The sequence below is a fragment of the Onishia taeanensis genome (assembly GCF_013349955.1).
In the GTDB taxonomy this organism is placed as follows: Bacteria; Pseudomonadota; Gammaproteobacteria; order Pseudomonadales; family Halomonadaceae; genus Onishia; species Onishia taeanensis_B.
In genome coordinates this window covers 97332-124003 of the sequence record NZ_JABVXC010000007.1, presented here as the reverse complement: position 1 = coordinate 124003, position 26672 = coordinate 97332, and the positions used below count along the sequence as shown (strand labels likewise).

Below are 26672 nucleotides of genomic sequence, written 5' to 3'. Positions count from 1 at the left end.
GCGGCTCACGGGTGTCCAGCCACCCCCGTTGCAGGACGTTTTTTCACGCTACCGGGTGTCGAACCAATAGAAAAATTGATATTTTTTTGCCAACCTATAAGCTATACCTTATAGCTAGACCTTTGCGGGAATGCCGATGACTCGACCCAGTCTGCTCAATCGCCTGACGTTTCGTCAGTTGCAGGTCTTTCAGGCCGTGCATCGCCAGCAGTCTTACTCCCGGGCCGCCGAGCAGCTAGGCCTCACCCAGCCCGCGGTGAGCGCCCAGATCCGACAGCTCGAGCAGGCGCTGGAGCAGCCGCTGTTCAAGTATGCCGGCAAGACCCTGCACGTACTGCCAGCCGCCGATGCGCTGGCCGCCTCAGTGACCTCGATCTTCGGCCAGGTGTCGAGCCTCCAGATGGAGCTCTCCGAGATCGCCGGCACCATTCGCGGCGAGCTCAACCTGGCCGCGGTATCCACCGCCCAGTACGCGGTGCCTCATATTCTGGCCCGGTTTCGCGCCCGCTACCCGGAAGTCACCATTCGACTGCGCGTCTGCAACCGCAGCCAGGCCCTCGAGCGTCTGGCCGAACGGCGCGACGACCTGGTGATCATGGGCATGGTGCCCCAAGATGCCCAACTGGCCTTCATGCCGATACTGGACAACGAGATGATCCCGGTCGTCTGGCCAGGCCATCCGCTGCTGACGGCCGACAAGCCGAGCCTCGAGGACTTTGCGCGCCACTATGTGCTAATGCGCGAACCCGGTTCCGGGACGCGGACCGCCTTCGAGGAGTTCGCCGCCAGGGAGCGGGTGTCGCTGCCGCATACCATCGAGCTGGGTACCAACGAGGCGATCAAGCAGGGCATCATGGCGCACCTGGGCGTCGCGGTATTGCCGCGATTGGCCGTGCAGCTGGAAATCGCTTCCGGACTGCTGGCATCGCCCAAGCTGCCCGGCTTTCCGCTCAAGCGCTCCTGGTGCACCGTCTACCCCAAGGACCGGCCGCCCTCGCCGGTCACTGAGCTTTTCCTGCGCTGCGTGCGAGAGCTGCTGCCCGAGCTCAATCGCCACTTTAGCGGGCCTCTCGAACCCATGCCGGGCCACGGTGTGGTCTGTCTACCGGCGGTGGATAGCCAGCAGTTCTAATCTGCCCCTTGCAGACATCAAAAAGCCGGGCTTCAAAAGCCCGGCCTTGCTGTGTCGTCATGCAGTCCGTGTTGGCGTATCAGGTCCGCGGCAGGGTGACACCGCGCTGCCCCATGTATTTGCCGCCCCGATCCTTGTAGGAGGTCTCGCAGACCTCATCGGATTCCAGGAACAGCATCTGCGCGACACCCTCGTTGGCGTAGATCTTGGCCGGCAGATTGGTGGTGTTGGAGAATTCGAGCGTCACGTGCCCTTCCCATTCCGGCTCCAGGGGTGTGACGTTGACGATGATGCCACAGCGGGCGTAAGTGGACTTGCCGAGGCAAATGGTCAGCACATTGCGCGGTATGCGGAAGTACTCCACGGTGCGAGCCAGGGCAAAGGAGTTGGGCGGGATCACGCAGACATCCCCTTTGACGTCGACGAAGCTCTTCTCGTCGAAGGCTTTCGGGTCGACGACCGCCGAATGGATGTTGGTGAAGACCTTGAATTCATCGGAGCAGCGCACGTCGTAGCCGTAGCTGGACGTGCCGTAGGAGATCACCCGCTGCTCGTTGACGTAGCGCACCTGATCCTCCATGAACGGTTCGATCATGGCGTCACTGGCGGCCATGCGACGGATCCAGTTATCGGACTTGATGCTCATCGGGGATTCCTTGAGGTGCGTCGAGGGTGAAGGGCAAAAAACAGGGCCGTAATCATAACGGCCCTGACGGCGTTCCAAAAGACTTGGCTGCAGCAAGCCCTTATGACCAGGTAACGCTAAAGCGTTTCTGGCCTGAGCAGACCTAGTCGCCGAAGGAGATGTTCGGCCCCTCGGCTTGCTGGGCGGTAACGCCCTCGACCACGGCTCGCGCCACCTTGCGGAAGGTTTGCGCCACCTCGCCCTCGGGCTCGGCGACCACGGTAGGACGGCCGCCATCCGCCTGCTCGCGGATGCCAAGGCTCAACGGCAACTGACCCAGCAGCGTTGTCTCGTACTGTGAGGCAATGCGCTCGCCACCGCCAGCGCCAAAGATCGGCTCCTGGTGGCCACACTCCGAGCAGACATGCAGGCTCATGTTTTCGACGATTCCCAGCACCGGCACATTGACCTTGCGGAACATCTCGATGCCCTTGCGCGCGTCCAACAGTGCGATGTCCTGCGGAGTCGTGACGATCACCGCTCCATCGACCTCGACCTTCTGGGCCAGCGTCAGCTGGATGTCACCGGTACCCGGCGGCATGTCGATGAACAGATAGTCGAGATCGTCCCAGGCGGTCTGGTTGAGCATCTGCTGGAAGGCACCGGCAACCATGGGCCCGCGCCATACCATCGGCTCTGTGATATCGACCAGGAAGGCCATCGACATCGCCTGGATGCCATGAGCCTCGAGAGGGGCGAATTGGTTATCCCCTACCTGGTGCGGCCTCACGCCCTCACCGATGCCCAGCATCTGCGCCTGGCTGGGACCATAGATATCGGCATCCAGCAGGCCGACTCGATAGCCTTCGGCCGCCATAGCCAACGCCAGGTTGGCGGTCACAGTGGACTTGCCAACGCCGCCCTTGCCCGACGCCACGGCGACGATATGCTTTACACCCTCCATTACGATCTTCTCCTGTGTCATTGATCGTCGGCATCGCATGCCGCCATGGGGCGAGTATAACCCGCGTGCCCCGGCCAATCCCAAGCAGACTAGTCAACTTTTCGCCTGCGGATTTCTACGCAAGGCACGGCACGTAAACGAGCCCGCTTGATCGCCAGTTTCGGATCCAAGCCCTTATCCAAGACCTTATCCAAGACCTTGGCAAAACCCTGGCTTGGCCTCTGCCCCAACCCGCTGATCGAAACGTTGGCCTAAACGCTGACCTAAACCCTGTCCTAAACCCTGACCTGCGCTTTGTTCTATGCCATTTGTCCTATGCTGATGGGGACACCCAGCGAGACGGCTATGACATGCTCTTCCGGGACCGCCAAGATGCCGGTTGGCAGCTCGCCAACGCTCTACATGACTATCACCAACCACTGGTGCTTGGCCTGCCTCGCGGCGGTGTGCCGGTGGCATTCGAGGTGGCGCAGGCATTGGGCGGCGAACTCGATGTACTGGTAGTGCGCAAGCTGGGCGTGCCCTGGCACCCGGAGCTTGCCATGGGCGCCATTGCCGGCAACGGCATCTGCATCCTGAATCACGAGCTGATCGCGCGTCTCGGCATCGGCAAGGAGCGGCTCAACGCCATCATTGCCGATGAAACCCGCGAGCTGCAACGACGCGAGCTGGCCTATAGAGGTCACCGACCGCCACCTCGCATCACCGGGCGCAGCGTCATCGTGGTCGATGACGGCCTGGCCACCGGGGCGACCATGCAGGCTGCCGTGGAAGCCGTGCGAAAAGATGCACCTGGAGAGCTGGTGGTGGCGGTGCCGGTGGCGGCTGCCGACAGCCTGGCCGCGATCGACAGATTCGCCGATCGAGTCGTCTGCCTGCATGCGCCACGGGATTTCATGGCGGTTGGCCAGTGGTACCAGACCTTCGGGCAAACCAGTGATGAAGAGGTGATTGCGCTGCTGGCCCGGGCGGCCTTGCCTCGGTCATCACCGCCTCCCTAGCCCCGGCTGCGACCATCGCGAGGCTCAGCCGCTTGCCGGATGCCCGGGGGCGACCTACACCTTGTAGATGAACACCTCCTCTGCCGGCCGCCCCAGCCGCCCCAGCCGCCCCGTGCGGCTGGTGCACTTCCTGGGCCTGGTACTGCTCGGCGGGCTGATCGGAGCCACCGCCGCTCTGTTGGCCATGGCCTTCGTTGCCGGCGTGCTGTGGCTAAACGATCTGCTGTGGATCTCAGCGGACAGTCGGCGTCATGCCGCCTCTTCGGCAGTGCTCGTCATCGCCACCCTCACCGTCCCCACCCTTGGCGGCCTGCTCGTCGGCCAGTTTCACCGTCTGCTGGCCGAGCGCCGCGCCCAGGGGCCGAGTGACGTGATTGCCGCCGTTCAGACCCGCCGCGGCCGGCTGCCGATCCGCGCCAGCATTCTCTCGACCCTCAGCGCCCTGTTGGCATTGGGCAGCGGCGCGTCCGTTGGGCAGTACGGGCCACTGGTGCACCTGGGGGGCACGCTGGGCTCTCTGGCGGCGCGGCTGCTGCGACTCTCCCGGGTCGGGGACAACATCGGTATCGCCTGCGGGGTCGCCGCCGCCATAGCCGCGACCTTCAATGCCCCGCTGGCCGGCATCGTCTTCGCCCATGAGGTGGTGCTGCGCCACTATGCCCTGCGCGCCTTCGCTCCCATCGCCGCCGCCGCCATCGTCGCCCATGTCCTGGCCAACAGCCTGCAGGCCAGCGGCCCATTGCTACGGATCGGCGAAACGGCCATTCCCCATGCCTGGGAATATGCGGCCTTCCTGGTGCTCGGCGGCCTCGGTGCACTGGTCGCCGGCGCCTATATGGGCGCCATCCTTGCCGTGGAACGCCAGGCCAGCCGTCTGCCGGTGCCTGTTTCGCTGCGCCCGGCGCTTGCCGGCGCGATGCTCGGCGTGACCGCCCTCTGGGTACCGCAGATCCTCGGCATCGGCCAGGAAACCCTGCGGCTGGCCACCGTCGCAGGCGCCTACGCCCTCGACGATCTCGCGCTCCTGCTCATCCTCAAGCTCGCCGCCACGGCGCTGTGCCTGGGGCTGGGGTTCAGCGGCGGCGTGTTCAGCCCCGCCCTGCTGATCGGCACCCTGTTCGGTGCCCTTTATGGCCATGTGACACTGATGGTGGTGGGCGCCAGCCAGGAGACCTTCGTGTTCTATGCCGTCTGCGGCATGCTGGCGGTCACCGCCCCGGTGATCGGTGCACCATTGGCGAGCCTGCTGATCGTCTTCGAGCTCACCGGCAACTACGCACTGACTACCGCGGCGCTGGCCAGCGTGACCCTGGCCAGCCCGATCAGCGCCCAGTTGTTTGGCCGCTCGCTGTTCGACATCCAGCTCGCCAGGCGCGGGCTGGACCTGTCGGCCGGACGCAGCCGAGCCATGCTCAAACAGGCCAGGGTCGATGTTCATCTGACCCGTGACTGCGTGACCCTGTCGCCACAGACATCGGTGGTCGTGGCGGTGAGACATATCTGCCATGCCGACCACGCCGAGGCCCAACTAGCCGATGCCGACGGCCGCCATTGCGGCAGCGTGACGCTCGCCAGCCTGGAAGCTGCCCGGGAGGATGGCCATGGCGATGTACCGGTGGCCGACTTCATCAGCCCAGCCCGCCCCACGCTGGCCCCCGACGATTCGCTTTGGGATGCCATGGCCGCCCTGGAACACTTCAGTGGTGAAGCGCTGGCCATGGTCGATCATGAGGCCGACGGCATCTTTCTCGGCGTGGTCTACGAGGACTCCATCGCCCGCGCCTTCATGCGCTCCAGCAACGAGCTCCGCGACGAGGAGAACAGCCATGGCTGACCATCAGCAACGACCGTCAGTGCCCATCGCCTAGGCGTGCCGCCCGTCGGGCGAGACAAGCCCAGGCACCAGACACGACACGGCCCCCTGGAACAGGAGGCCGTGTGTCTTTCGATGAGTGCTTCAAGCACAGATACTTCGATCACTTGTGCTCAAAGCTCGCTCGGTGCACGTTCGAGTGCTGGATGCATCGGCGTTAAAGGCGAGAGGGCGTTAAAGGCGAGAGAGCACCAAATGCGGTGCTGCCCAGCTCACTGTTCGGCCTCAGGCTCCTGCTCGATTTCCGTCTGATTGCTCTTCGTTTCCGCTTCTTCCGCCTGAGCCGCCTCCTGCTTCGTGGCACCCTCTGCACCCTCTGCGGAGGACGTCTCAGCGGAGGATGTCTCTGTGGAGGACGCCTCTGTGGAGGACGCCTCTGTGGAGGACGCCTCTGCGGAAGATGTCTCTGAGGAAGGCGTCGCTTCCTGCGCAGCAGCCTCGTCCGAGGCCTCGCGCTTCTGGGCGTCCTGTGCCGAGGAACCCACAGAGACCTGGCTTAGCTCATCACGCCATTCGGCGAGCTGCGCCTCGAGACGATCCAGCTGATTCCGTCGCGCATCTGCCTGATCGCTCAGCTCGGCAATCTGCGTTTGCAGGCTGTCGCGCTTCTGCTGAGTAGCGTCGAGCTCATTGAGGGCCTGGGTCAGGTTTTCATCGACATGGGCAAAGGACTGCTCGGCAGCCGCGATCTTGCCCTCTAGCGCGGCGGACTGCTCTTCGCGGCTGGCAATTTCTTGCTCGAGAGCGTCGCGACGTTCTTGCAGAGACGCAATGTTGCTTTCGAGCTCTGCCTGGCGCCCTTCAGCATCGGCAATGGCACTGCGGCTCTCTTCGAGGGTCGCCTGGGCCTGATCGCGTTCCTTGACGGCCTGCTCTACCTGATCGGAAAGGGTTTCGTACTCGGCCTGACGCGAGGCGATCGTGGCGTCCAGTTCATCGATCTGCGCCTGGCGTTCCTCGAGGGTCGACGTCATGGCATCCTGACGGGACTGCGCTTCGCTGACGCTTTCCTCGAGGTTTGCCAGACGCGTCTTGGCGGCTTCAACCTGGCTATTCAGGTCCGAAAGGGCCGCCTCTGCAGCGTCAATGGAATCATAGGTCTCGCTGAAGGAGGCGACACGGTCGCTCAGTGTCTGCCGTTCGCTTTCAAGCTCTGCCACTCTGGCCTCGAGCCGCTCACGCTCGCTGCTGGCACTGGAGCTGGCATAGAAGGCATAGAGCACCACCAGCACCAGCAGCACGACCAGCGCCTTGACCCGGTTGTCTTTCAGTAGATCACCTACCGATTGATCCGCCATCTTATCGTCTCCTGTCAGCCCCACTGATTATTGATCAGCAAGGCAAATGAAACATCGCAGTCCCGTGGGCCACGGGCCGAGCCTACAAGATAGGGGATACCAGCGTTGACTGCCATGCGGCGGAATCAGTCGATGGCCTGGCGGCTCACTTTGCCACGCAGGGCCTTGTGCTTGCCACGCTGCTTTTTTTGCTCGATGCGTCGCTTCTTGGCCCCCTTGCTGGGCCGAGTGGGCACACGTTTCTTGGGGGCGTAGAGCACGCGTTTGATCAGTGACTTGAGACGCGCCAGCGCCTCCTGGCGGTTACGTTCCTGGGTACGGTGCTCCTGAGCCTTGATGATCACCACGCCGTCGCGGCTGATGCGCTTGTCCCGAAGTGCCAGCAGCTGCTCCTTGACGCCTTCCGGCAGTTGAGAGGCACGAATATCGAAACGCAGATGAATCGCCGAAGCGACCTTGTTGACGTTCTGCCCGCCGGCGCCCTGGGCGCGAACGGCCTGCAGCTCCAGCTCATCGTCGTTGATCACAATCTGTCGCGATACTTCCAGCATTAACATGAGTCCTTATAGCCGGCGTGTTTATCCAGACGCGTACGCCCAGCGTGGTTATCCGCCGCTGATGTATTGATGCTCCCGTCGACCTAGAGCCAACCTGCCCGACGAAATCGCCAGTGCAGGCCCCCGCAGGCAAGCCCCATGATCGACAGAGCGAGGGGGTAGCCGAGTCGCCAGTCCAGCTCTGGCATATGCTGGAAGTTCATTCCCCATATACCGGCCAGAATGGTTGCCACGGCGAATATTGCCGCCCAGGCGGCAAGCCGCTTGTGCACCTCGCTTTCATCGATGGCCACCATCGACAGGTTGACCTGGATGGCCGTGATGATGGTTTCGCGGATGGTGTCGACCCCGACCTCGATACGGTGCAGGTGATCATACACGTCGCGGAAGTATTCGCGGGTATTGAGGCACAGTGCAGGCACACGACCGCCGGTCAGATGAGCCGTGGCCTCGGCTAGGGGCGTTACGGCGTGCTTCAACAGCATGGTGCGACGCTTGAGTTGGTAAAGACGCTCGAGGCTCATGCGCGCCGTTCCCCGGGTGAATATCTGATCCTCGATATTCTCGAGTTCATTTTCCAGCGACTCGACCACCGGGAAGTAGCGATCCACCACGGCATCAAGCAGCGCGTAGAGCACGAAGGCAGGCCCCTGCTTGAGCAGGTGGGGCTCCCTTTCGCAGCGTTCTCGCACACCAAGGAAACCTTGGGAGGCATGCTGTCGAACCGACAGCACAAAACGCTCGCCGAGGAACACCGCCACCTCACCCTCATCGAATTCACCATCGACCAGGGTAATCGGCCGCATGATGCAAAAAAGTGCCCTGCCATATTCCTCGATCTTGGGGCGCTGCTGGCCATGCAGGGCATCTTCGACGGCCAGCTCATGCAAGTCGAAGATCTGCTCGAATCGCCGGAACTCCTCGGGGTCCGGATCATGCAAGGCGACCCACACGAAGCAGTTGGAGTGCTGCATGGCCTCGGCGATATCATCGGTATGGATATCCCGCTGGCGATGCCCGTGTTCATAGGCGACACAGTTGACGATCATCGGCTAGCTCCTGGCTGGATCCTGAATAGACCACGGCATAGACACCAATAAGGCAATGGCCCCACGCTTACCCATCATCTTCTCCGCCCCGACAGGGGCTCGAGACGCGTTGCGAACGTCGCAGCGATGGGCGTCGCAGCAGCCAAAGAGCAAGTCGACGCAAGCCGCGCAGCAATGGATACCAGCCCCTGGCACGCCACCGGCCGCTAAAAAGGTGACGATTCAGTCGATTGAAGGCGCCCACCGGGCTGCTCAACATGGCCAGCACCCGCAGCGCCTCGGCGCCGTGATACCACTGACTCTCAAGGCGCAGCACCATGCCCTGATCGAGGTCGAAGCCGAGGGCTCGCACCTCGTCGATCACCGGGTCATCGCCACGGGCATCGACCAGGCGCATTTCGCCCACGGTGTCTTTCAACCGCATCCAGCAAACATAGCGGGTGCAAAAGGGGCACTGGCCATCGTAGACCAGCAGGTTGGGGGTATCGGCTGCCACGTATTTTCCTCCTGACACAGCTGGCAGCGGTCGCTCGGATGGCCGTCGGCGTGCCGCTGCGCTTATGATGGCATTGATCGCTCCACTCGCCGACCTCACAAGGACGTTGTGCATGCCGAGTCACCTCGCCGCCCTGCCCCGCCTGATTTCTCGCTTGGCGCATTTCGCCCGGCGAGTGCTGATGGCTTTCTTTCGTAACCGGGGCATCCTGCTGGCCGGCGGCGTGGGCTACAATATCCTGCTGTCGATCGTGCCACTCTTTGCGCTTCTCTGCGTGCTGCTGACTCATGTGGCCGACGAGCAGCATCTGCTCGAAGTGCTGTCGATCCAGGCGCGTCACCTGACACCGGCGCATGCCAGCGTCCTGCTCGATGCAGTGCAGGCGCTGCTGGAATCGCGGGATGCCATCGGGCTATTCGGCATTCCGGTGCTGCTGATTTTCAGCTCCTTCGCCTTTCGCATGCTGGAGGACTGCATGGCGATCATCTTCCATCACCCGGACTATCAGGAGAAACGCAGCGTCTGGGTGTCCGTGCTGCTGCCCTATGCCTTTATTCTGGTGCTAGGCACCGGGCTTCTGGCCCTTACCCTGCTGGTATCGATGATCGGCGCCCTCAACAATGCCATGCTGGCGATCTTCGGCGTCAGCCTGCCGCTAGCAAGCCTTTCGGAGCCGGCCCTCAACCTGATCAGCTTCCTGGGCCTGTTTGCCATGTTCAGCGCCATCTACAAGGTGCTGCCGGTGGTGCATATCGCACTGCGCAGGGCTCTGGTCGGCGGCTTTGTGGCGGCGTTGCTCTGGGAGGGAGTCCGCCAGCTGCTGGTGGTCTATTTCGCCAGCCTGTCGCTGGTCAATGCGGTTTATGGCTCGCTTGCCACCATCGTCATCGTGCTGCTGAGCCTCGAGGTCGGCGCCATTATCCTGCTGCTGGGTGGGCAGGTGATCGCCGAGCTCGAGCGCAATGACCGCGCCGACTTGCCTTGGTACCAGGACCCGCCCCGAGACGCCGTCAGTGCGTCCCGCTGAGGGCCTCCTGCACACTGAGTTTGGCGCGGATGAAATCGCTGTGCCTGACGTACAGCAGATCGGCCAGGCGCCGAATACGGTGCTCCTCTAGCGGGCTCAGCTCACCATCAGCATAGGCCAGCTGCCACATCAAACGGATCAACTCCGCCCGCTGTTCATAGCCATAGCGATCCTTGATCAGGCTGACGAACTGATAGTGATCGACCGCATGCTCGACTTCCTGCCGAGCCAGTGTCATCAACTCGTCCACGGCAGCTTCGTCGAGCGAGAAATGACGCAGCAGCATACCGCGAAGGGCATCGAGCTCACGGCGATCATGGTGGTAGTCGGCACGGACCACTTCGCACAGCAGTGCGGCGGTTGCGAGCTCCAGGGTCGGCCCTTCCTGCTCAGCTGAGCTAGCCAAGGTGCGGTTAAAGAACTGCTGAATGGCCTCAAGCATGGGCTAGTCTCCTAGGATTGATAAGAGGGCTTCATCGCGCCCTTCACGATTGCGACCGGCAGCCCGGCGGGGAAGTTCAGAAACCGGCCAGCCGCCTAGGGCTTGAGCCGGTAACCACTGCGAAACATCCAGCTGACCACCGCGAGACTGACGGCGAGGAAGGCCACCACCACCGCGAGGCTCGCCGCCAGGCTGACATCGCCGACGCCATAAAAGCTCCAGCGAAAGCCGCTGACCAGATAAACGACCGGATTGAGTAGCGTTACGCCTTGCCAGAACGGCGGCAGCATGTCGATGGAATAGAAAGTGCCGCCAAGGAAGGTCAGCGGCGTGATCACCAAGAGCGGCACCAGTTGCAGCCGGTCAAAGCCTTCGGCCCAGATGCCGATGATGAAACCGAGCAGACTGAAGGTAAACGCCGTCAGCACCAGAAACAGCAGCATCCAGAATGGGTGAGCGATCTGGAGCGGGACGAAGAGCCCCGCCGTGCCCAGAATGATCAGCCCCAGGAGAATCGACTTGCTGGCTGCGGCTCCTACGTAGCCCATCACGATTTCCATATAGGACACCGGCGCCGAGAGCAGCTCGTAGATGCTGCCCGAGAAGCGCGGAAAAAAGATCCCGAAGGAGGCATTCGAGACGCTCTGGGTCAGCAGCATCAGCATGATCAGGCCCGGCACGATGAAGGCGCCGTAACTGATCCCTGCCACTTCGGTGATCCGCGAGCCGATCGCCGAGCCGAACACCACGAAATAAAGAGACGTCGAGAGCACCGGCGAGACGATACTCTGCAGCAGCGTGCGCCGGGTGCGGGCCATTTCCGAGCGGTAAATGGCCGCCATGCCGCGAAGATTCATGGGTTCTCCCTTACCAGGCTGACGAAGATGTCCTCGAGCGAGCTCTGCTCGGTATGCAGGTCCTTGAACTGAATGCCGGCCTTCCTGAGTTCCTCGAGCATGCCAGCGATGCCGGTATGCTCCTGCTGAGTGTCATAGCGGTAGACCAGCTCATGGCCGTCGTCGGAAAGCGTCAGCGGATAGTCAGACAATGCATTGGGCAGCGAGACCAGCGGCTCGAGCAGTTCCAGGGTCAGTTGCTTGCGTCCAAGGCTGCGCATCAGGGTCTGCTTGTCCTCGACCAGGATGATCTCACCGCGTTGGATCACGCCGATGCGATCAGCCATCTCCTCGGCTTCTTCGATGTAATGGGTGGTGAGGATAATGGTCACCCCGCTCTCGCGCAGGCCACGCACCACCTCCCACATTTCGCGTCGTAGCTCGACATCGACACCCGCAGTGGGTTCGTCGAGGAACAGGATCTTCGGCTCATGCGACAGTGCCTTGGCGATCAACACTCGCCGCTTCATGCCCCCGGAAAGCGTGATCAAGCGGTTGTTGCGCTTTTCCCACAGCGCCAGCGAGCGCAGCACCCGCTCGATATGAGCGGGATCGGGCGCCTTGCCAAAGAGCCCACGGCTGAAACTTACCGAATTCCACACCGTCTCGAAGGCCTCGTTGGTCAGTTCCTGAGGCACCAGGCCGATCCTCGCCCGGGCCGCCCGATAGTCGCGGATATTGTCATGGCCATCGACCAGCACCGCCCCCGACGTGGGGTTGACCAGGCCGCAGATAACGCTGATCAGCGTGGTCTTGCCGGCACCATTGGGGCCTAACAGGGCAAATATCTCCCCGGCCTTTACGTCGAGGTTGACACCGGTAAGCGCCTGGAACCCTGAGGCATAGGTCTTGGACAGGCCGGTGACGCTGATCGCCGACGGCATGGCAGCATTCTGCTCTGAAGGTAAGGACGAGGATGCAGGTCGGGGTGAAGTCAATGGGTGCGGCTCTCCTTGGCGGCTGGTTGAATCCATGTTGAGGCGTTATCTCCACTCAGTCAGGGTCCGTCGACAGCTCGGCGGCTGTCGCATCGCCGGTGCTGGGCGGTGCGGCCTCTGTGGGGGCATCGAGCCCCAGAAAACCACCTGACTGGCGTTGCCAGAGGCCGGCATAGGTACCGCCATGGGCGAGTAGCTCGTGATGAGTACCAGACTCGACGATACGCCCCTGTTCCATGACCACCAGCCGATCGAGCATGGCGATGGTCGAGAGTCGATGGGCGATGGCGATCACCGTCTTGCCCTCCATCAGTGCATAGAGCTGTTCTTGAATCGCCGCCTCGACCTCTGAGTCGAGCGCCGAGGTGGCCTCGTCGAGCACCAGAATCGGCGCATCCTTGAGCAGTACTCGAGCGATGGCGATGCGCTGACGCTGACCGCCGGACAGCTTGACACCGCGCTCGCCGACATGGGCGTCGTAGCCGGTGCGGCCCTGAGGATCGGAGGCCTGACGGATGAAGGTATCCGCATGGGCGCGCCTGGCCGCGTCGATGATCTCTTCCTCGCTGGCATCCGGACGACCGTAGCGAATGTTGTCGCGAATCGAGCGATGCAATAGCGAGGTGTCCTGGGTCACCATGCCGATCTGACGGCGCAGCGAGGCCTGGGTTATCCCGGCGATATTCTGACCGTCTATCAGAATGCGCCCTGCATCAATGTCGAAGAAGCGCAGCAACAGGTTGACCAGAGTCGACTTGCCCGCACCGGATGATCCCACCAGCCCCACTCGTTCTCCCGGGCGAAGCGTCAACGATAGCTCGTCGAAGACGGCGGCTTCCCGGGCGGCGCCCTGGGTCGCGTTGACACTGGCGACCTGAGGGCCATGACCATAGGCGAAGGTCACCTTGTCGAAGCGGACCTCGCCCCGCTCAACGCTCAGCTCCGGCGCACCGGGAGCGTCGCTGACGGCCTGGGCCTGGGCAATGGTGTTGATGCCGTCCTGCACGGTGCCGAGATTCTCGAACAAGCCGGCGACTTCCCATAGAATCCAGTCGGACATCATGCGCAGGCGCATCACCAGGCCGATGGCAACGGCGATGGCCCCCAGCGAGATCAGCGACTGGTGCCACGCCAGAATGGCGACCCCTGCCATGGACACCAGCAGCAACGAATTCAGGGTCTGCAGGGTGACCGTCAACTGGGTGACCAGCCGCATCTGGCGATGAACCGTGGCCATGAAGCCGTCCATGGCACCGCGCGCATAGGCCTGCTCAGCCTGGGTATGGGCGAACAGCTTGAGGGTCTGGATGTTGGTATAGCTGTCAACGATGCGGCCGGTCATCTGGGCCCGGGCATCGGCCTGAGCCATTGAGATATGCTTGAGACGTGGCACGAAAACGCGCATCAGTACCAGATAGCCGCAAAGCCAGATGACCAGCGGGGCCATCAGCCAGGCTTCGCTGCGCCCTACCAGTATCAGGGCGCCGGTGAAATAGACCACCACATAGACGAAGACGTCCATCAGCTTGACCACCGTCTCGCGGATGGCGAGTGCGGTCTGCATGACCTTTTGCGAGACCCGTCCGGCGAATTCGTCCTGAAAGAACGGCAGGCTCTGCTCAAGCAGGTAGCGATGGGCCAGCCATCGCACCCGCATCGGGTAATTGCCGAACAGGCTCTGGTGGGTGACCAGCGACTTGCCGAGCACCAATAGCGGGAAGGCCACCAGCGCCAGTGCCGCCATGCCCAGCAGGCGCCCGCCATGGTCGGCGAAGAAGCTCGCCCGGTCCGCCTGAGCCAGCCAGTCGACGAGCTCGCCCATGAAAGCGAAGAACACCACCTCGACGACGGACACCAGCGCGGCGAGCAGCGTCATCGCCAGCAGCAGCGGCAACAGTGGTCGCGAATAGTGAAACAGAAAGGCCAACAGTCGCCGGGGTGGCGTCTCCGGCACGGCCCCGGGATAGGGGTCGATCAGCGACTCGAAAAAACGAAACATGGCTCCCCTCGACGGTTGGCCGTGATTGGCGCGTTAGCGCACGTCACTCCAGCGTGATCTGGCCGTCCACATCGACCTTCAGCTTGAGGCCGGCGATCTCGAGCGTCGCCTTGGCCGCGAAGGTCTCGTTGCCCTGGATGCGCCCCTCGGCAATGGCCTGATCCACGGCCTGCTCGATCTCGCGCTGAGAGTTGATGCCGACCTGCTTGAGAAACTTGCGAACACTGAGATTGAAGGTTTCTTCGTTCATGATGCGCTTCCTGAGTGATGGACCACAAGGCAAGGCGAGACCATCGCTGGTCAATGCGCTTCGCCAGCTCGACTGACGCTGTTGCATGGCGCTGATCCAGAAATGCCACGCTGGCCAGATAAGCCACTGCCGTTATAGCACGCCCCATGGTGTCGCGCCTGGCCAACCAGGTTGGGCTACTATCCACGCTCATCGTCGCTATTCATCACCAACGGTCATCACCAACGATTCATCACCACCATCGATCATCGCCGAGACGTAGCGTCAGCGCTTCGGCGTCGGACAAGCGCCTAGCAGGTCGACAGCCCGGCCGCCTCCACCAGCCGGTGCTACCAGTAGCGGGCAGTTGTTGCCATCACCCTCTTCATTGCGACCCTTGGCTGAGTCATTGTCAGTACGGCTCCCTCTGGTCGATTGCCCTATCGTCATTCACTCATGGCATTCGAGAGACCAGACACAAAGAAGCCGTGCGTGGATAGGCTCCGCGCACGGCTTCTTGTCACTTATCCCGCGCCAATCAACTGCGGCTGGTGACTTCCAGCAGGTGATACCCGAACTGGGTCTTGACCGGGCCGTGCACCTTGTTCAATTCGCCGCTGAACACCACCTTGTCGAACTCAGGCACCATCTGGCCGGGGCCGAAGGACCCCAGGTCACCGCCCTGGCGGCTCGACGGACAGCTGGAATTTTCCTTGGCGACTTCGGCGAAATCGCGACCGCCTTCGATCTCAGCCTTCAGAGCCTCACACTTCTCTTCACTGTCGACCAGAATATGCCGCGCCGTGGCTTTTGCCATCTTCGTTTCTCCTGTTTTTGCCGCTTGGCAGTGGTTGGTATCCCGACAAGAATACCATCATGACACCACTTAGGCGCCTCCCGAGTCAGCACACCGGCTCATCGCCCGCTTCGCGCTTCATCGAATGAATCACCACCGATCCAGACACCACCGGTCCAGACGCCATATGTCCGGGCCACAGATGGCTAGGCGCGATAAAAAAGCGCCGCCGTGGCTCCGGCCTGTCGCGCTATCTCCATTGTTGCCAGGAAACATTGTTTTGGTATCAAAATGTAGTCTGCTCACTCCACGCCAACTACGCTTATAGCAGTAGCTACTCAGGAATGCGATGAAAGACAAGGACGCCGCCTCGCCAGGAGTTGGCCAATGGGAGACCGTCATGCACCATCCCACCCGCATCGTGATATTTTCCTGCACGAGGCGTCACTGATTCCCTTGCCGACATCCCCTGAGCCCAGAATCCACTGGTTTCGCTGGCTATGGCTGCTGACCACGCTAGTCGCCTTGACGATCATGACCCTGATGCTGGTCAACGAGGCACGCTCATCGCGTTGGCAGGCCCGGGAGATTTCCGAATACGCTCAGCGGCTTGGCTACACCCTGGCGGATGGTTCCAGCGACCGCCTTGTTTTTCCCCGTCATGGTCCCTTCGACGAGCGCCTGGGCTACACCCGTCTGCCGCACTGGCAGCAACGCCTGGAAGAACGCGGCTTCGAGGTCAGTCAGCAAGTGCGCATGTCGCCGGCATTGCTCGACTATGCCAACCGCGGCTTCTTCGTGCCCTACCGCGAGAAAACCCAGGCAGGGCTCGCGCTCACGGAGTGTCGTGGCGAGACGATGCACCACTTTGCCAATCCGCAGCGCCACTTCGCCCATTTCGAAGAGGTGCCTGAACTGGTGCTCAAGAGCCTCTTGTTCATCGAAAACCGGGATCTACTCGACAACGAATATCGCTACGCCAATCCGGCCGTGGACTGGCCACGCTTTGTCCGCGCCGCCGTTTCTCAGGTCGGTGAAGCGATCAATTTGCCGGGCCAGTCGTCGGGTGGCAGCACCCTCGCCACCCAGCTCGAGAAGTACCGCCACTCCCCAGGCGGCCTGACGATGTCAGCCCAGGAGAAGCTGAGACAGATGGTATCCGCCAGCGTGCGTGCCTACCGTCAAGGCCCCGAGACACTGACCGCCCGTCAGGACGTGGCGCTGGACTACCTCAACTCGGTGCCGCTATCCGCCGCACCGGGCTATGGAGAAGTGCTTGGCCTGGGCGATGGTCTCTGGGTATGGTTCGGCGCCGAGCTCGATGACGTCATCCTGGCACTGGCATCGAATGAGACTGGCGCCGCGGCTCTGGCCGCCCGCGGCCAGGCCCTTCGGCAAGTGGTGGCCCTGATGATCGCCCAGCGGCGCCCATCACACTACTTGCGGGCAGGCCATGACGACCTGGCCGAACTGAGCGCTTCCTACCTGCGCCTGATGGCCGAGCAAGGGCTCATCGACCCCGAGCTGCGCGATGCAGCCCTTGCCCAGTCGCTCGATTTCCGCGACTTCCAGTCAGCCCCCGTCTCGCTGCGGGTCGATACCGATAAGGGGCTGCGCCTGGCTCGCGGGCGGCTGGCTTCCTTGCTCGATGTCTCACTGTACGAGCTTGATCGGCTTGACCTGAGAGCCTCCACGACCCTCAACGCCGACCTTCAGCACAGGGTCAGCGCATACCTACAGCGGCTCGAAGATCCCTCGGCTGCGGCCGAGGCGGGTCTTTTCGGCCATCATCTACTCGATCGACCCGAGACCGCCGCCGGGGTGCGCTACAGCTTCACGCTCTTCGAGCGCAGCGATGAGGGCTTTCAGGTGCGCGTGCAGACCGACACCAACGGCACCGCCTTTGACATCAATCAGGACAGCAAGCTGGAATTGGGCTCAACGGCGAAGCTGAGAGTACTGGCGAGCTATCTCGAGATCATTGCCGAGCTGCATGAACGCTATAGCGGGCAGCCTCGAGAGGCGCTTCTCCGCGTCGACGTCGATCGCCGTGATGCTCTGCTGCGCTGGGTGGTGGACCAACTGATCCGCGACCCGGATCTGCCGCTGAAGACACTGCTCGAGGCGGCCATGCAGCGTCGTTACTCGGCGAGCCCTTACGAGCGTTTCATCACCGGCGGGGGAATTCATACCTTCACGAATTTCCGCCGCGAGGACAATGGCCGACGCCCCACCCTCGAGCATGCGCTGCACCAGTCCATCAACCTGCCCTTCGTGCGACTGCTGCGTGACCTGGTCAACCATCACGTCTATGCCAATCCGGACAACCGACGCCTGCTGGAAGATGATAGCGACCCACGTCGTGACCTCTATATCTCGCGCTTCGCCGACCAGGAGGGACGGATATTCCTCGACCGCTTCTGGCAGCGCTATCACACGCTTGATGCCAAGGCCCGCTTGGTGCGGTTGTTTCGTCACATTCATACCACCCCGGTGCGGCTGGCCGCAGCGTATCGCTACCTGATGCCCGAGCAAACTGCCGATGAATTTCGCCGTTTGCTGCGCGAGACATTATCGGCCGACAGTGCGGATAATCAGGTCTTGGATGACAAGAAGCTGGACGCGCTCTACTGGCAGTACGCCCCCGACCGTTACTCCCTTAACGACCGCGCCTATTTAAGCCGTGTCCATCCGCTGGAGCTATGGCTGCTAGCTTATTTAGGCACTCACCCCGATGCCAGCCGCGAAGAGGTGATGCTGGCCAGCATCGAGGAGCGCCAGCAGAGCTATGCCTGGCTGGTCCGCACCCGACACCGCCAGGCACGGGACAGCCGCATCCGGCGCATGCTGGAAGTGGAAGCCTTCGATGACCTGCACCGGCGCTGGGCCCTGCTCGGCTATCCCTTCGAACAGCTGGTACCTTCGCTTGCTACCGCCATCGGCAGCTCAGGGGACCGCCCGGCGGCGCTCGCCGAACTGATGGGGATCATCCTCAATGAAGGAGTGCGCAAACCCACGATACGCATCGACGGCCTGCACTTCGCCACCGACACCCCTTTCGAGACGCGCTTCTCCCGCTCGACACCCGGCGTCAGGGTGATGGCACCGGAAGTGGCTGCCGTGCTGCGTGACGGCATCATCGGCGTGGTCGAGGCGGGTACCGCCCGGCGACTGGCCGGCACCTTCCTCCTGCCGGATGGCAGCCCCATGACGGTAGGTGGCAAGACCGGCACCGGCGACAACCGTATAGAAACGGTGACTCGAACCGGTCAGGTGACCGACTCCCGAGCACGCAACCGCACCGCGACCTTCGTGTTCTTTCTGGGCGACCGCCACTTCGGCACCCTCACCGCCTATGTATTGGGCGGCCAGGCAGAGGACTACCGCTTCACCTCATCGCTACCGGTTCAGGTGCTCAAGAGCATGCAGCCAATGCTGGCTGCTTATCTGATGCCCGCGGGTTCTCAGGGCTGTCGCCCAACGCCTGCACCGCTGATGATGGCGGGGGAGCTTAGCCGGAAAGATGCCTGAACGAGGAATCGAACCAGGCGCTGCGTTTTGGCCGCAAAGGTTAGTGAAGGCCTTGTTACTTTCGGTCGTGGCCGACCTGGAGCTGCTTCTTGCCCTGCGGTCTAGCGTCCTGCCAGGAGATGCGGATATCCAAGCGGTGATGACTGTCTTCCTTGCGCACCGTCACCTTGAGATTGAGCAGTCCCTTGGGCATCAGATGAATCTCACCTTCTTCGTCGGAAAATGACAGGACGCCCTTGGCCAGCCCCTTGGTGATCGACTTCAGGATCTCCTGAAGTCCCTTGATGCTCTGCAGGGATTCATGTCTGAACGTAGTCTTCTCAGTGTCCATGGAGTGAATCGATTCCTTGCGATGAATGAGGCGGGGTCCAAGATACCGAGGCCAAGTAAAGCTCGTCAGGCATCCAGCATCGCTGCTGGTGAGAGGTGGCGAGCCGGCTCAAACACCTTGGCGTGGGGATGGTCGTTGCTGATGCCGATAATCTTGCCATCGGGATGAATGATGGTGACGCCCATGCCGTGACCCTCGAGGCCTTCCTTGCGTCGCGAATTCCGATCCAGGGTGATGTCACCCTGGATATGCATCATGCCCTGCCTGAGCATGATCTGCTGCCCGGTGGTGCGATTGATATGACCATGCACGATGGCATGTACTCCCAGCCGGAAGGCGCGGTCTACGCCCTGGCGGGTCAGCGGCAAGTCGACCTTACGGTACTTGGTGCGCATGGTGTTAGCCAACGTGCCGTAGTAGAACTCGAAAAGGTCATGCTTGATCTGATCATCGTACATCCGGTTCAGGTACTCGACGCTTTCGTTCTCGATCACTTCAGTGATGCCATCGTCGAGGCCGGCGTGGATGAACAGAAAGGAGCCTTCGCGATGGGCCAACTGCATGGCCCGGAAGAACCAGGCGAAATCCCCCTTGGGGTGCATGAACTGGGCCTTTGCCTCCAGGGCCGTGGCATAGACCTCACGCATGGAAAGCCCCGCCTTTTGGCAGGCCTCTTCGAAGGAGTCGACCTTCTTGCGCATCCGCGAGAGCTCACGTTCGATGTTTCGCTCGAGCATCAGCCGGCCGGCCTGAGGGGGAAACGTCTCGAACCAGTTATCCGAGGGAAACAGCCGCCGCCGACATTCCTCAGCGCTCGGGATGCCTTTCAACGGCTTCTTGCGATCCTTGAGGTAGGTATCGTGTATCTCGCGCAATAACGGTACCACCTTGCTGCCCATGCGCACGAAGAGGTGTTCGGTCTGGGGTGAGCGAGGCTCCTCGAGGGCACGCAAGCCCATCAGCAGGCGCACGTCGTGATTGCCGGCCAGCAGTTTGACCCGCGCCCCACTGTCGAAGAGCGCCTTGACGCTACGCAGCAGTTCGAGGTTGCTTGGCCCCTTGTCGAGACAGTCGCCGCCAATCACGAACAGGCCCTTGCGGCCGCGCTTGGTCAGCTTGAAATCATTATCCTCGGGGCCGGTCTTCTTCACCCCGCCGGACGCCACCAGAGAGGCGGTAAAGGCAGCGGCATCCGCATGGGGGTCCGAGACAAAGTAGACGGGACGCTTCGGCCACTTCAAGGGGCTCATTGAAGCCGCATGGGCCATCACTTGCGAGAAATCGTGCCGATGGCGGTGCACATCGCTTGCCGCACGTTCGCCGCCAAGCAGCCAGGGTTCAGCCGTGCTGGGCAACCCCTCGGGAATCCAGCGCTTGCCCTTATAGCGTGGAAGCACTGCGTCAGCGTATTGATTCGCCATGATCCGGCTCCCATTTGAAAATGCCATCAAGGGTATGACGCGCTTATGACATAGGCATGACGCCAGCCATCAGCCAGCACGGCCATGCTCACGATCTGCCAGAAGCCCAGAACAGCCAGGCTCAATCACGGAACTGCGCGTGCTGTCGACGCACCTTCCACTCGCCTGCGATATGACGCCAGCCCTGTTCCTGACGATATTCCAGCAGGACCGGCCGGCCATGGTGCATGCTCAATCGGGCAATATCATCGAAGGCAAGCACCCCCAAATGATGGGCCGCATGGCGAAACGCCGCGCCGTGACCCACGAATATCTTCAGCACATCAGCTTCTCCGTGACCTTCTCTGTGACCTTCGCCGTGTCGTAGCAACGCCTGTATCTGCGCCGTCAAGTGGCTTGCGACCCGCTCCCCGGCGTCCATCAGCGATTCCGCCCCCTGCAGGGGCAAGCGAAAATGGCTGTCCGACTTCCAGTTGGCCGGCAAGCATGAAAAGCGTGGGTCCTCGGCGATGACCGCTTCGATCCGCGCGGCACTTAGATTGGCGGCACTGCCCAAACCACGTTCGGCCAGAGCATCGAAGCCGTGAACCGATACGCCGTGCCGCCCCTCTGCCAGGACCGATTGAATCAGGCTGGCCGTCTGCCAGGCTCGCAGCAGATTCGAGCTGTCGATCTGTGGCGCCAGGTCACAGCCGAAGGTATCCAGCATGTCACGCAGCTCGCCCCCTGCTCGCGTGGCCTGCTCACGCCCGTCCGACGTCAGGGGGAAAGGCTGGTGAGCGCTGGGGGTGTCGGGAAGCTGATGGTAGTCACCGTGGCGTACCAAGGCGGCCAACAGTCGGGGTGGCCGGTGACTGGATCGGCGCTGAGTCATGATGAGGGCCTCTTGGCCGGGGATGCTTCAGCAGCGGCTGAAGCAAGACGGCTCGACAGCTCGTGCACCATGGCACCGAGGCTTGGCTGGCGAAGGCATTCGGCCGCCTGCTCGGCCGGCATCCATTGCCGCGCCCGTTGCGGTTCTTGAAGTGCCTGGTCGGCCAATTCCCGAGTGACGCGCATGGGAAAGACGGTAACCTCGCAGCACCCGCCCCATTTCCGGTAATGATAGTAACCCAGCGCCGCAGCATCGATGTCTCCCTCGATGCCGGCCTCTTCCAGGGCCTCCTTGCGGGCAGAGGCTTCCAGGCTCAGCCCCGGCTCGGCAATGCCCTTGGGAAGACTCCAATGGCGGTTGCTGCTCGAGCCAATCACCAGCACCTCGAGCCGTCCCTGGTGCACCCGATAGGGCACGACCGCCGACTGGACATAGTAATAGGCTGGACGCTCACGACGCTCGGGGCCATCGGGAAATGGAAAGGGAAAGTGCCTGGGAAGCTCCCGCGCCCGACGTATATCCAACAATCGAGCGGCACCCGGGGCGAGCTGCGACCAGGAACCATCGATCGCGAGACGGACGAGACTGGCGGTAGGCAATAGCTTGCCGTCACTTGCCAGCGCCGGTGGCTCGGGCAACAGATAGTGCAGCAAATCTTCAAGATCCGGCTTATGTCCCACCAGCATGAGGCGCTGGATGGTGTCCGGCGTGCGGGCGATGCGCGCCACCAGCGTTTCTGGCGCTCCATGGTAGAGGGCCGGATCCATTTCCAGGCCATCGGTCGTCTCGCCCATGGCCTTGAGGCATTTCTCGGCACTGACCCTGGCCCGCAGCGCCGGGGAGGCCAGCACCGCCTCGGGCACTTGCGCCTGCTGGGCCAGCCAGGCGCCCATGCGCTGGACACCGAGCTTGCCACGCTTCTTCAAGGGCCGCTGCTCATCCGCTACCGGCTGCGACCAGTCCGACTTGCCGTGCCGCAGCAGCATGAGCTCTCGATGTATCGGTTGCCGGCTCATGGCGCTCTGCCTTCTTCTCGCTCTGCCCTCTCTGGCGACTCGTCCCCCTTCAGGCCCAGCAAGGCCGGCAGGTGGTGGTCGGCCAACAGATCGAAGTCGACCGTGCCACTGACTTCGTAGACGGGCACTTCACCCAGCGCCGCCAGATAGGGCTCAGGGTCAAGCGGCACCTGGTCACTCAGGAATCGTCCATGAGCATCCTGATAGAAGGGCCCTGGGGATTTCATCAGTGCGTCCAGCAGTTCAGGTCGCTGGTTGAGGTCCACCCGCTCACAGCGCAACGGCTGTTGGCCGTCGCGCCGCCAGTTGAGAATCACCACCGCCGCCAACCGGGCCTCGCGTCGCATACGCTCGGCTCCATACAGCTCGTCGATCATCACATCGTACTTTTCCTCAAGATCCCACAGCGCCTGCCTCGGCATGGCAAGCCAATGCTCGCGCTGCGCCGCAGAAACCAGCGGTGACAGGCGCTCACTATGCACGATGGTGCCAGGATTGATGCGCGGCAGCTTGGGAATACCCGCGGCCTGCACGCCCTGCTCGTCTTGGCGAATAAACAGCCGGTCGTTGGTCAAATAATCGAGCGAAGGATGCTCCATGGCACGCAGCATGACCGTCGACTTGCCGCCGCCGGAAAAGCCGGCAACGGCCACCGCGCGCTCGCCACGCACCAGCCCCGCAGCATGGCAGATCAGCCAGTCATGCCGCTGCAGGTCATTCATGTACTGGGCATTGATGAAGTTGATGACCTGATTGTCGTTGGCCTCACAAGGGCCAGCGGCAATGCGCCAGGTATCACTCTGCAGGAACACCATGCCGGTGCGCACCTTGCGTAACAGTCGCCCGCCCAACAGGTCGACATAGCTGTCCTTACGGCCCGTCTTGCCGGGCTCGCGAGCCCAGTCGATGAAGTTCAGCGACATGGCCGGCGGTGTGCCCTCGATGGCCAGCACCTCGATATCAGGCACGCCGTCCGGTGCGAGGTAGGCGGCAAAGTAGCGGCGCAGGGAGTCGAGCAAGGTGCGCGAATTGGAGCGAATGGCTAGAATGCGGCGCCCAACATCCATCATCAGGGGCGTCTCGAGCAGGCTGACATCGCCGCAAAGCGCCTGGGCGGCCTCCTCCACGCTGATTAGACGGCCATTGTTGATCGTATCGTTCATAGTGAGGCCAACACATGGTCGGTGTAGGCTGCCGCCGCATCGATGCCAGCTCCTTCGAGGGCTCCGCGAAAACCACCGAATGCCGATACCTCGAAAACGACCGGCCCTTCCGCTGTCTCGGCCACATCGACGGTGGTGAAATCCATGCCAAACGGTGCCTGGGCTCGCCGAGCCAACTCGATCATCGACTCGGGTGGCTCATAGGCAGCATAGCGGCCACCACTGTGAATGGTGGTATTCCAGGTATCGCTCTGGGAAACCCGTGCGTAGGTCCCCAGATAGCGCCCGGCGAGGAACACCATCCCCAGGTCGCGGCCCGGCAGTGCAACCTTGCGTTGCAGATACATCATCGGATTGTGGCGACGAAATGCCTCAATATCCCGGCGCAGCTCGCGCTTGGGCTGATCGGCCTTGATCACGCACATGCCGCGGGCCTTGGTGGAAAACAGCGGCTTGAACACTGCCTCCCCATACTCGCGAACCGCCGCCGCGGCCTGGTCGACATCTTCGGTGACCAGCGTTTCCGGCATCGGAATGCCGGCCTTGCGCAAGCTGATGGTGCAGCTCAGCCGATTGATCAGGCGCAGGATATTCTCAGCACCACTGAAGACCTTGACCCCTCTAGCTTCGGCCATGCGCAGTAACTCCAGCCGGTCGAGCGTATTGGGACTGTACTCGCCGCCGATCTTCTTGACGATCAGGGCATCCAGCTCAGCGAGGTCTTGACCCTGGAAGTGCAAGGCGCCACTACTCAGGTCCAGGGCGACCTTGGCCATGTCGATCACCAGGCGGTTACCGGTTCGCGCTTCCACGGCATCGGCCAGCACCTCGGTGGACCACTTGCCCGGAATACCGACCACACCAATGTTGGGGTTAGTCAACGAAGATCTCCTTCAGAGGGATTCTAAACTTGTCGGCCTTGCCGATGTCCGCCGCCAGCACCATCTCGATCAGAAAACGCGCTCGCAGGAACATGCTGCGGGCCAGTGACTTATCCAGGATGAAGCGGGTAGAGGTCGCAAATGAACGCGCCAACCCCAGCGCAAGGCGCAGTTCAAAGGTCGTGTCCTGCTGTCGGTTGGCGTGGCGGCGCGCCACCCGATAAATCTCCATGGCCACCCGCATGATGCGCTGACGCAGCGGGGCATCCATGATCTGCAGCCGGTAGTTGGAGACCATGAATACCGAGATGTCCTGTACATAATCCATGTAGCTGGAGCGGTGCAGATCGATAAAGTTGATTCGCTTCTCCAGCGGATCATAGATGATATTGTCGACGTTGAAGTCGCCATGGATATACACCGCAAAAGGCGCCACCAGCGATGCTTCGCGCGCCTTGGCCTGCTCGACCAGAGTGTCAAAAGCGGGCAGGTCGACGCCGCACAGGCGCAAGTCGCCGCGGTGAAACTCAGGATGAATCTTGTAAACGTCGTCCAGGCGCTTTTGAAGCTGTTGCATATGGCGTGCGGCCACGCTCTTGGGGGTAAAGGTCTCCTGCCATACCGAGCGCAGCGTGCGAGTCAAATAGGTCACTGCCTCATCGACCAGGTCGGACGACTCATTGAGCAGCAAGTGCTCGAACGTCAGGCCGGGTAGATGCTCGATCAGCAGGGCCGCGGACTGCCCCCGCTTCTGATAGGACAGAATCTTCGGCGCCAGGCCCGGATAGATCTCGTGCCAGCTTTCGACGCCCTGACGCTCTTCCTTCACCTTGCGCTTGACGCCGTCCTTGAAGATAGCGACATAGCCGTTGTTCTGGTCATTCGGCGAGCGAATACCGGAGATCCCACTGCCCGAGCGCGTCTCAGCCAGCGGCTCGATGCGCAGCGCCTCATCCGGGGTATCAATGTCATCAATCAGCGACTGCAGGGAGTGATAGCGCTCGAAGTTGACCGGCTGGCCGAGGTTGGCCGAGATAATCACTTCGCTGATGTGCATAAGCGTCGCCGCCATCTGGCGAATGGCATGAGCGACGAAGAGGCCCCGCGTCAGCTCCTCGGTATTGTCCTTCTTCTTCAGGGCAGCAACATAGCTGGCTAGACGCTGGCGATAGGCTTCCTCGAGGCCGTTCTGCAACTGCCCAAGCCGCAGGGCCAAGGGCGTATCGTTCTCGCCGATCGCCGGCTCGACGAGCTGAATGCCGCTGCGAATGCTTTGCACCATGGCGCGCAGCGCCTGCGGTTCGAGCCCTGCCAGATCGTCTATCTCCTGCAACTGCCTGATGCAGTCCCGCGTAAGCTCGGTGAGGCGTTCGAGATCGGTGGCAATGAGTTCGATACTGCGAAGCATCTGCGGCAGACTGCTCCGCCGGTGCTTCTTGGCCGACAACCGCTTCATGCAGTCGTTATGGATGCGCATCTTGAGGTTATAGGCATAGCCACGGCGATCGAGAAGCCGGTGAACAATGGCTGTGGTGGGCGTCTGCAGAAACTGTTCGAAACTGGCCAACTGCGAGTCCACTTCAACACACAGGAAGCGCAGGTTGTCCTGGATACTTTTAGGCGGTCGGGTCGTCATGAAAAGCGCCAGCATAAGCCACAGTGGTTGAGCCCTGTTCGGCGGCGCAAACCAGCGACGGCAACCAGGTGGAGAGATATTCAGGGGTAAACGTAAGCTCGGGGAGCGCTGCTACATCGACCCAGCGCACGTCCAACTGACGCTTGTCCGGCTGAGGCCCGTTGCCGGCGATATAGTCGGCGGGCAGCAGACAGAGAAAAATGAAATCCACCAAGTGGCGCCGGCTGGGCGGCACGGTGTCTTTGCGCTTGAACACATCGCATACCGTCACCAGTCTCGGTGCATCGACATGGGTACCAATTTCTTCAAGGCACTCTCGCTGCAAGGCATCTTCAAGCGTTTCCCCCGTGTCCTGTGCGCCTCCAGGCAGGGCATAGCGCTCGTCCTGTTTGAGCAGTAGCAACACCTGATGATCACGCAGAATCAGGGCGCGCGCCGTGTTGCGCACCTCAGGTAGCAAGTCGGTTTGTCGGTAGGGCATAGGATCCTTGCTGCGC

General features: G+C 61.9%; 25 protein-coding genes. 5 read left to right on the top strand and 20 right to left on the bottom strand.

The genetic code is table 11. The features are described 5' to 3' along the window. Positions 1-136 precede the first annotated feature (136 nt). Entirely contained in the window at positions 137-1132 is a 996-nt protein-coding gene (locus HUS66_RS10310) for a LysR family transcriptional regulator (RefSeq protein WP_175070825.1), read from the top strand. Positions 1133-1211: 79 nt separating this feature from the next. Here the strand turns inward: HUS66_RS10310 and dcd are convergent, their stop codons facing one another. Further along, the gene (gene dcd, locus HUS66_RS10305; RefSeq protein ID WP_092524265.1) at positions 1212-1778 is read right to left on the bottom strand and encodes a dCTP deaminase; all 567 of its coding nucleotides are present in this window, start codon (positions 1776-1778) and stop codon (positions 1212-1214) included. A 142-nt stretch (positions 1779-1920) separates the two neighbouring features. Beyond that, entirely contained in the window at positions 1921-2742 is an 822-nt protein-coding gene (gene apbC, locus HUS66_RS10300; protein ID WP_282848633.1) for an iron-sulfur cluster carrier protein ApbC, read from the bottom strand. Between the two features lie 329 nt (positions 2743-3071). On the opposite strand from apbC, the gene HUS66_RS10295 reads away from it, so the two are divergent. Continuing rightward, positions 3072-3722 (top strand): phosphoribosyltransferase, encoded by a 651-nt coding sequence (locus HUS66_RS10295; RefSeq protein ID WP_175070823.1) that lies wholly within the window; start codon positions 3072-3074, stop codon positions 3720-3722. Positions 3723-3789: 67 nt separating this feature from the next. After that, positions 3790-5556 carry a chloride channel protein gene (locus HUS66_RS10290; protein WP_175070822.1) on the top strand — a complete coding sequence of 589 codons (1767 nt, stop codon included), beginning with the start codon at positions 3790-3792 and terminating at the stop codon, positions 5554-5556. Between the two features lie 251 nt (positions 5557-5807). Here the strand turns inward: HUS66_RS10290 and HUS66_RS10285 are convergent, their stop codons facing one another. From HUS66_RS10285 to HUS66_RS10270, 4 genes are all read right to left on the bottom strand, one after another. Further along, complete coding sequence (locus HUS66_RS10285; RefSeq protein WP_175070821.1) at positions 5808-6893, bottom strand: hypothetical protein; 1086 nt, start codon at positions 6891-6893, stop codon at positions 5808-5810. Positions 6894-7018: 125 nt separating this feature from the next. Then, positions 7019-7444 carry an alternative ribosome rescue aminoacyl-tRNA hydrolase ArfB gene (gene arfB / locus HUS66_RS10280; protein ID WP_175070820.1) on the bottom strand — a complete coding sequence of 142 codons (426 nt, stop codon included), beginning with the start codon at positions 7442-7444 and terminating at the stop codon, positions 7019-7021. 89 nt (positions 7445-7533) lie between these two features. After that, a complete protein-coding gene (gene corA / locus HUS66_RS10275) occupies positions 7534-8499 on the bottom strand; it encodes a magnesium/cobalt transporter CorA (RefSeq protein ID WP_175070819.1) in 966 nt (321 codons plus the stop codon). Between the two features lie 67 nt (positions 8500-8566). After that, a complete protein-coding gene (locus tag HUS66_RS10270; protein ID WP_282848629.1) occupies positions 8567-8995 on the bottom strand; it encodes a DCC1-like thiol-disulfide oxidoreductase family protein in 429 nt (142 codons plus the stop codon). A 112-nt stretch (positions 8996-9107) separates the two neighbouring features. Between HUS66_RS10270 and HUS66_RS10265 the strand changes: the two genes are divergently transcribed. Further along, positions 9108-10022 (top strand): YihY/virulence factor BrkB family protein, encoded by a 915-nt coding sequence (locus HUS66_RS10265; protein WP_175070817.1) that lies wholly within the window; start codon positions 9108-9110, stop codon positions 10020-10022. Here the strand turns inward: HUS66_RS10265 and HUS66_RS10260 are convergent. The 6 genes from HUS66_RS10260 to HUS66_RS10235 form a co-directional block, all read right to left on the bottom strand. Further along, the gene (locus tag HUS66_RS10260; RefSeq protein WP_175070816.1) at positions 10006-10464 is read right to left on the bottom strand and encodes a TerB family tellurite resistance protein; all 459 of its coding nucleotides are present in this window, start codon (positions 10462-10464) and stop codon (positions 10006-10008) included. The two genes, HUS66_RS10265 and HUS66_RS10260, sit on opposite strands and share 17 nt — an antisense overlap. A gap of 95 nt (positions 10465-10559) precedes the next feature. After that, complete coding sequence (locus HUS66_RS10255; RefSeq protein WP_175070815.1) at positions 10560-11321, bottom strand: ABC transporter permease; 762 nt, start codon at positions 11319-11321, stop codon at positions 10560-10562. Further along, positions 11318-12244, bottom strand: a complete 927-nt coding sequence (locus tag HUS66_RS10250) for an ABC transporter ATP-binding protein (RefSeq protein WP_175070814.1) — start codon at positions 12242-12244, stop codon at positions 11318-11320. Before HUS66_RS10250 ends, HUS66_RS10255 begins: the two co-directional genes overlap by 4 nt. Before the next feature lie 109 nt (positions 12245-12353). Next, complete coding sequence (locus HUS66_RS10245; protein ID WP_175070813.1) at positions 12354-14297, bottom strand: ABC transporter ATP-binding protein; 1944 nt, start codon at positions 14295-14297, stop codon at positions 12354-12356. 43 nt (positions 14298-14340) lie between these two features. Continuing rightward, positions 14341-14547, bottom strand: coding sequence for a DUF6494 family protein (locus HUS66_RS10240; protein ID WP_175070812.1), 207 nt, complete (start codon positions 14545-14547; stop codon positions 14341-14343). Between the two features lie 517 nt (positions 14548-15064). Further along, entirely contained in the window at positions 15065-15343 is a 279-nt protein-coding gene (locus HUS66_RS10235) for a peptidylprolyl isomerase (protein WP_175070811.1), read from the bottom strand. Positions 15344-15709: 366 nt separating this feature from the next. Between HUS66_RS10235 and HUS66_RS10230 the strand changes: the two genes are divergently transcribed. Further along, the gene (locus tag HUS66_RS10230; RefSeq protein WP_175070810.1) at positions 15710-18853 is read left to right on the top strand and encodes a transglycosylase domain-containing protein; all 3144 of its coding nucleotides are present in this window, start codon (positions 15710-15712) and stop codon (positions 18851-18853) included. Positions 18854-18908: 55 nt separating this feature from the next. Here HUS66_RS10230 and HUS66_RS10225 read toward each other — a convergent pair whose 3' ends face one another. From HUS66_RS10225 to HUS66_RS10190, 8 genes are all read right to left on the bottom strand, one after another. Next, entirely contained in the window at positions 18909-19184 is a 276-nt protein-coding gene (locus HUS66_RS10225; RefSeq protein ID WP_175070809.1) for an amphi-Trp domain-containing protein, read from the bottom strand. A gap of 65 nt (positions 19185-19249) precedes the next feature. Beyond that, positions 19250-20605, bottom strand: a complete 1356-nt coding sequence (locus tag HUS66_RS10220) for a metallophosphoesterase family protein (protein WP_175070808.1) — start codon at positions 20603-20605, stop codon at positions 19250-19252. A gap of 121 nt (positions 20606-20726) precedes the next feature. Beyond that, positions 20727-21479 carry a histidine phosphatase family protein gene (locus HUS66_RS10215; protein WP_175070807.1) on the bottom strand — a complete coding sequence of 251 codons (753 nt, stop codon included), beginning with the start codon at positions 21477-21479 and terminating at the stop codon, positions 20727-20729. Continuing rightward, complete coding sequence (locus tag HUS66_RS10210; RefSeq protein WP_175070806.1) at positions 21476-22465, bottom strand: NUDIX domain-containing protein; 990 nt, start codon at positions 22463-22465, stop codon at positions 21476-21478. The genes HUS66_RS10215 and HUS66_RS10210 overlap by 4 nt, the downstream gene beginning before the upstream one ends. Before the next feature lie 26 nt (positions 22466-22491). After that, the gene (locus HUS66_RS10205) at positions 22492-23658 is read right to left on the bottom strand and encodes an HprK-related kinase B (RefSeq protein WP_175070805.1); all 1167 of its coding nucleotides are present in this window, start codon (positions 23656-23658) and stop codon (positions 22492-22494) included. After that, the gene (locus HUS66_RS10200) at positions 23655-24539 is read right to left on the bottom strand and encodes a GAK system ATP-grasp enzyme (protein WP_175070804.1); all 885 of its coding nucleotides are present in this window, start codon (positions 24537-24539) and stop codon (positions 23655-23657) included. Before HUS66_RS10200 ends, HUS66_RS10205 begins: the two co-directional genes overlap by 4 nt. Then, a complete protein-coding gene (locus tag HUS66_RS10195; RefSeq protein ID WP_175070803.1) occupies positions 24532-26175 on the bottom strand; it encodes a phosphotransferase in 1644 nt (547 codons plus the stop codon). The genes HUS66_RS10200 and HUS66_RS10195 overlap by 8 nt, the downstream gene beginning before the upstream one ends. Continuing rightward, positions 26156-26656 (bottom strand): NUDIX domain-containing protein, encoded by a 501-nt coding sequence (locus HUS66_RS10190; protein WP_175070802.1) that lies wholly within the window; start codon positions 26654-26656, stop codon positions 26156-26158. Before HUS66_RS10190 ends, HUS66_RS10195 begins: the two co-directional genes overlap by 20 nt. Between the last annotated feature and the right edge of the window lie 16 nt (positions 26657-26672).

Coding starts and splice junctions, on each gene's coding strand:
- HUS66_RS10310 (WP_175070825.1), top strand. CDS start 137: ATGACTCGACCCAGTCTGCTCAATCGCCTGACGTTTCGTCAGTTGCAG.
- dcd (WP_092524265.1), bottom strand. CDS start 1,778: ATGAGCATCAAGTCCGATAACTGGATCCGTCGCATGGCCGCCAGTGAC.
- apbC (WP_282848633.1), bottom strand. CDS start 2,742: ATGACACAGGAGAAGATCGTAATGGAGGGTGTAAAGCATATCGTCGCC.
- HUS66_RS10295 (WP_175070823.1), top strand. CDS start 3,072: ATGCTCTTCCGGGACCGCCAAGATGCCGGTTGGCAGCTCGCCAACGCT.
- HUS66_RS10290 (WP_175070822.1), top strand. CDS start 3,790: ATGAACACCTCCTCTGCCGGCCGCCCCAGCCGCCCCAGCCGCCCCGTG.
- HUS66_RS10285 (WP_175070821.1), bottom strand. CDS start 6,893: ATGGCGGATCAATCGGTAGGTGATCTACTGAAAGACAACCGGGTCAAG.
- arfB (WP_175070820.1), bottom strand. CDS start 7,444: ATGCTGGAAGTATCGCGACAGATTGTGATCAACGACGATGAGCTGGAG.
- corA (WP_175070819.1), bottom strand. CDS start 8,499: ATGATCGTCAACTGTGTCGCCTATGAACACGGGCATCGCCAGCGGGAT.
- HUS66_RS10265 (WP_175070817.1), top strand. CDS start 9,108: ATGCCGAGTCACCTCGCCGCCCTGCCCCGCCTGATTTCTCGCTTGGCG.
- HUS66_RS10260 (WP_175070816.1), bottom strand. CDS start 10,464: ATGCTTGAGGCCATTCAGCAGTTCTTTAACCGCACCTTGGCTAGCTCA.
- HUS66_RS10255 (WP_175070815.1), bottom strand. CDS start 11,321: ATGAATCTTCGCGGCATGGCGGCCATTTACCGCTCGGAAATGGCCCGC.
- HUS66_RS10250 (WP_175070814.1), bottom strand. CDS start 12,244: ATGCCGTCGGCGATCAGCGTCACCGGCCTGTCCAAGACCTATGCCTCA.
- HUS66_RS10245 (WP_175070813.1), bottom strand. CDS start 14,297: ATGTTTCGTTTTTTCGAGTCGCTGATCGACCCCTATCCCGGGGCCGTG.
- HUS66_RS10240 (WP_175070812.1), bottom strand. CDS start 14,547: ATGAACGAAGAAACCTTCAATCTCAGTGTTCGCAAGTTTCTCAAGCAG.
- HUS66_RS10235 (WP_175070811.1), bottom strand. CDS start 15,343: ATGGCAAAAGCCACGGCGCGGCATATTCTGGTCGACAGTGAAGAGAAG.
- HUS66_RS10230 (WP_175070810.1), top strand. CDS start 15,710: ATGGGAGACCGTCATGCACCATCCCACCCGCATCGTGATATTTTCCTG.
- HUS66_RS10225 (WP_175070809.1), bottom strand. CDS start 19,184: ATGGACACTGAGAAGACTACGTTCAGACATGAATCCCTGCAGAGCATC.
- HUS66_RS10220 (WP_175070808.1), bottom strand. CDS start 20,605: ATGGCGAATCAATACGCTGACGCAGTGCTTCCACGCTATAAGGGCAAG.
- HUS66_RS10215 (WP_175070807.1), bottom strand. CDS start 21,479: ATGACTCAGCGCCGATCCAGTCACCGGCCACCCCGACTGTTGGCCGCC.
- HUS66_RS10210 (WP_175070806.1), bottom strand. CDS start 22,465: ATGCTGCTGCGGCACGGCAAGTCGGACTGGTCGCAGCCGGTAGCGGAT.
- HUS66_RS10205 (WP_175070805.1), bottom strand. CDS start 23,658: ATGAACGATACGATCAACAATGGCCGTCTAATCAGCGTGGAGGAGGCC.
- HUS66_RS10195 (WP_175070803.1), bottom strand. CDS start 26,175: ATGACGACCCGACCGCCTAAAAGTATCCAGGACAACCTGCGCTTCCTG.
- HUS66_RS10190 (WP_175070802.1), bottom strand. CDS start 26,656: ATGCCCTACCGACAAACCGACTTGCTACCTGAGGTGCGCAACACGGCG.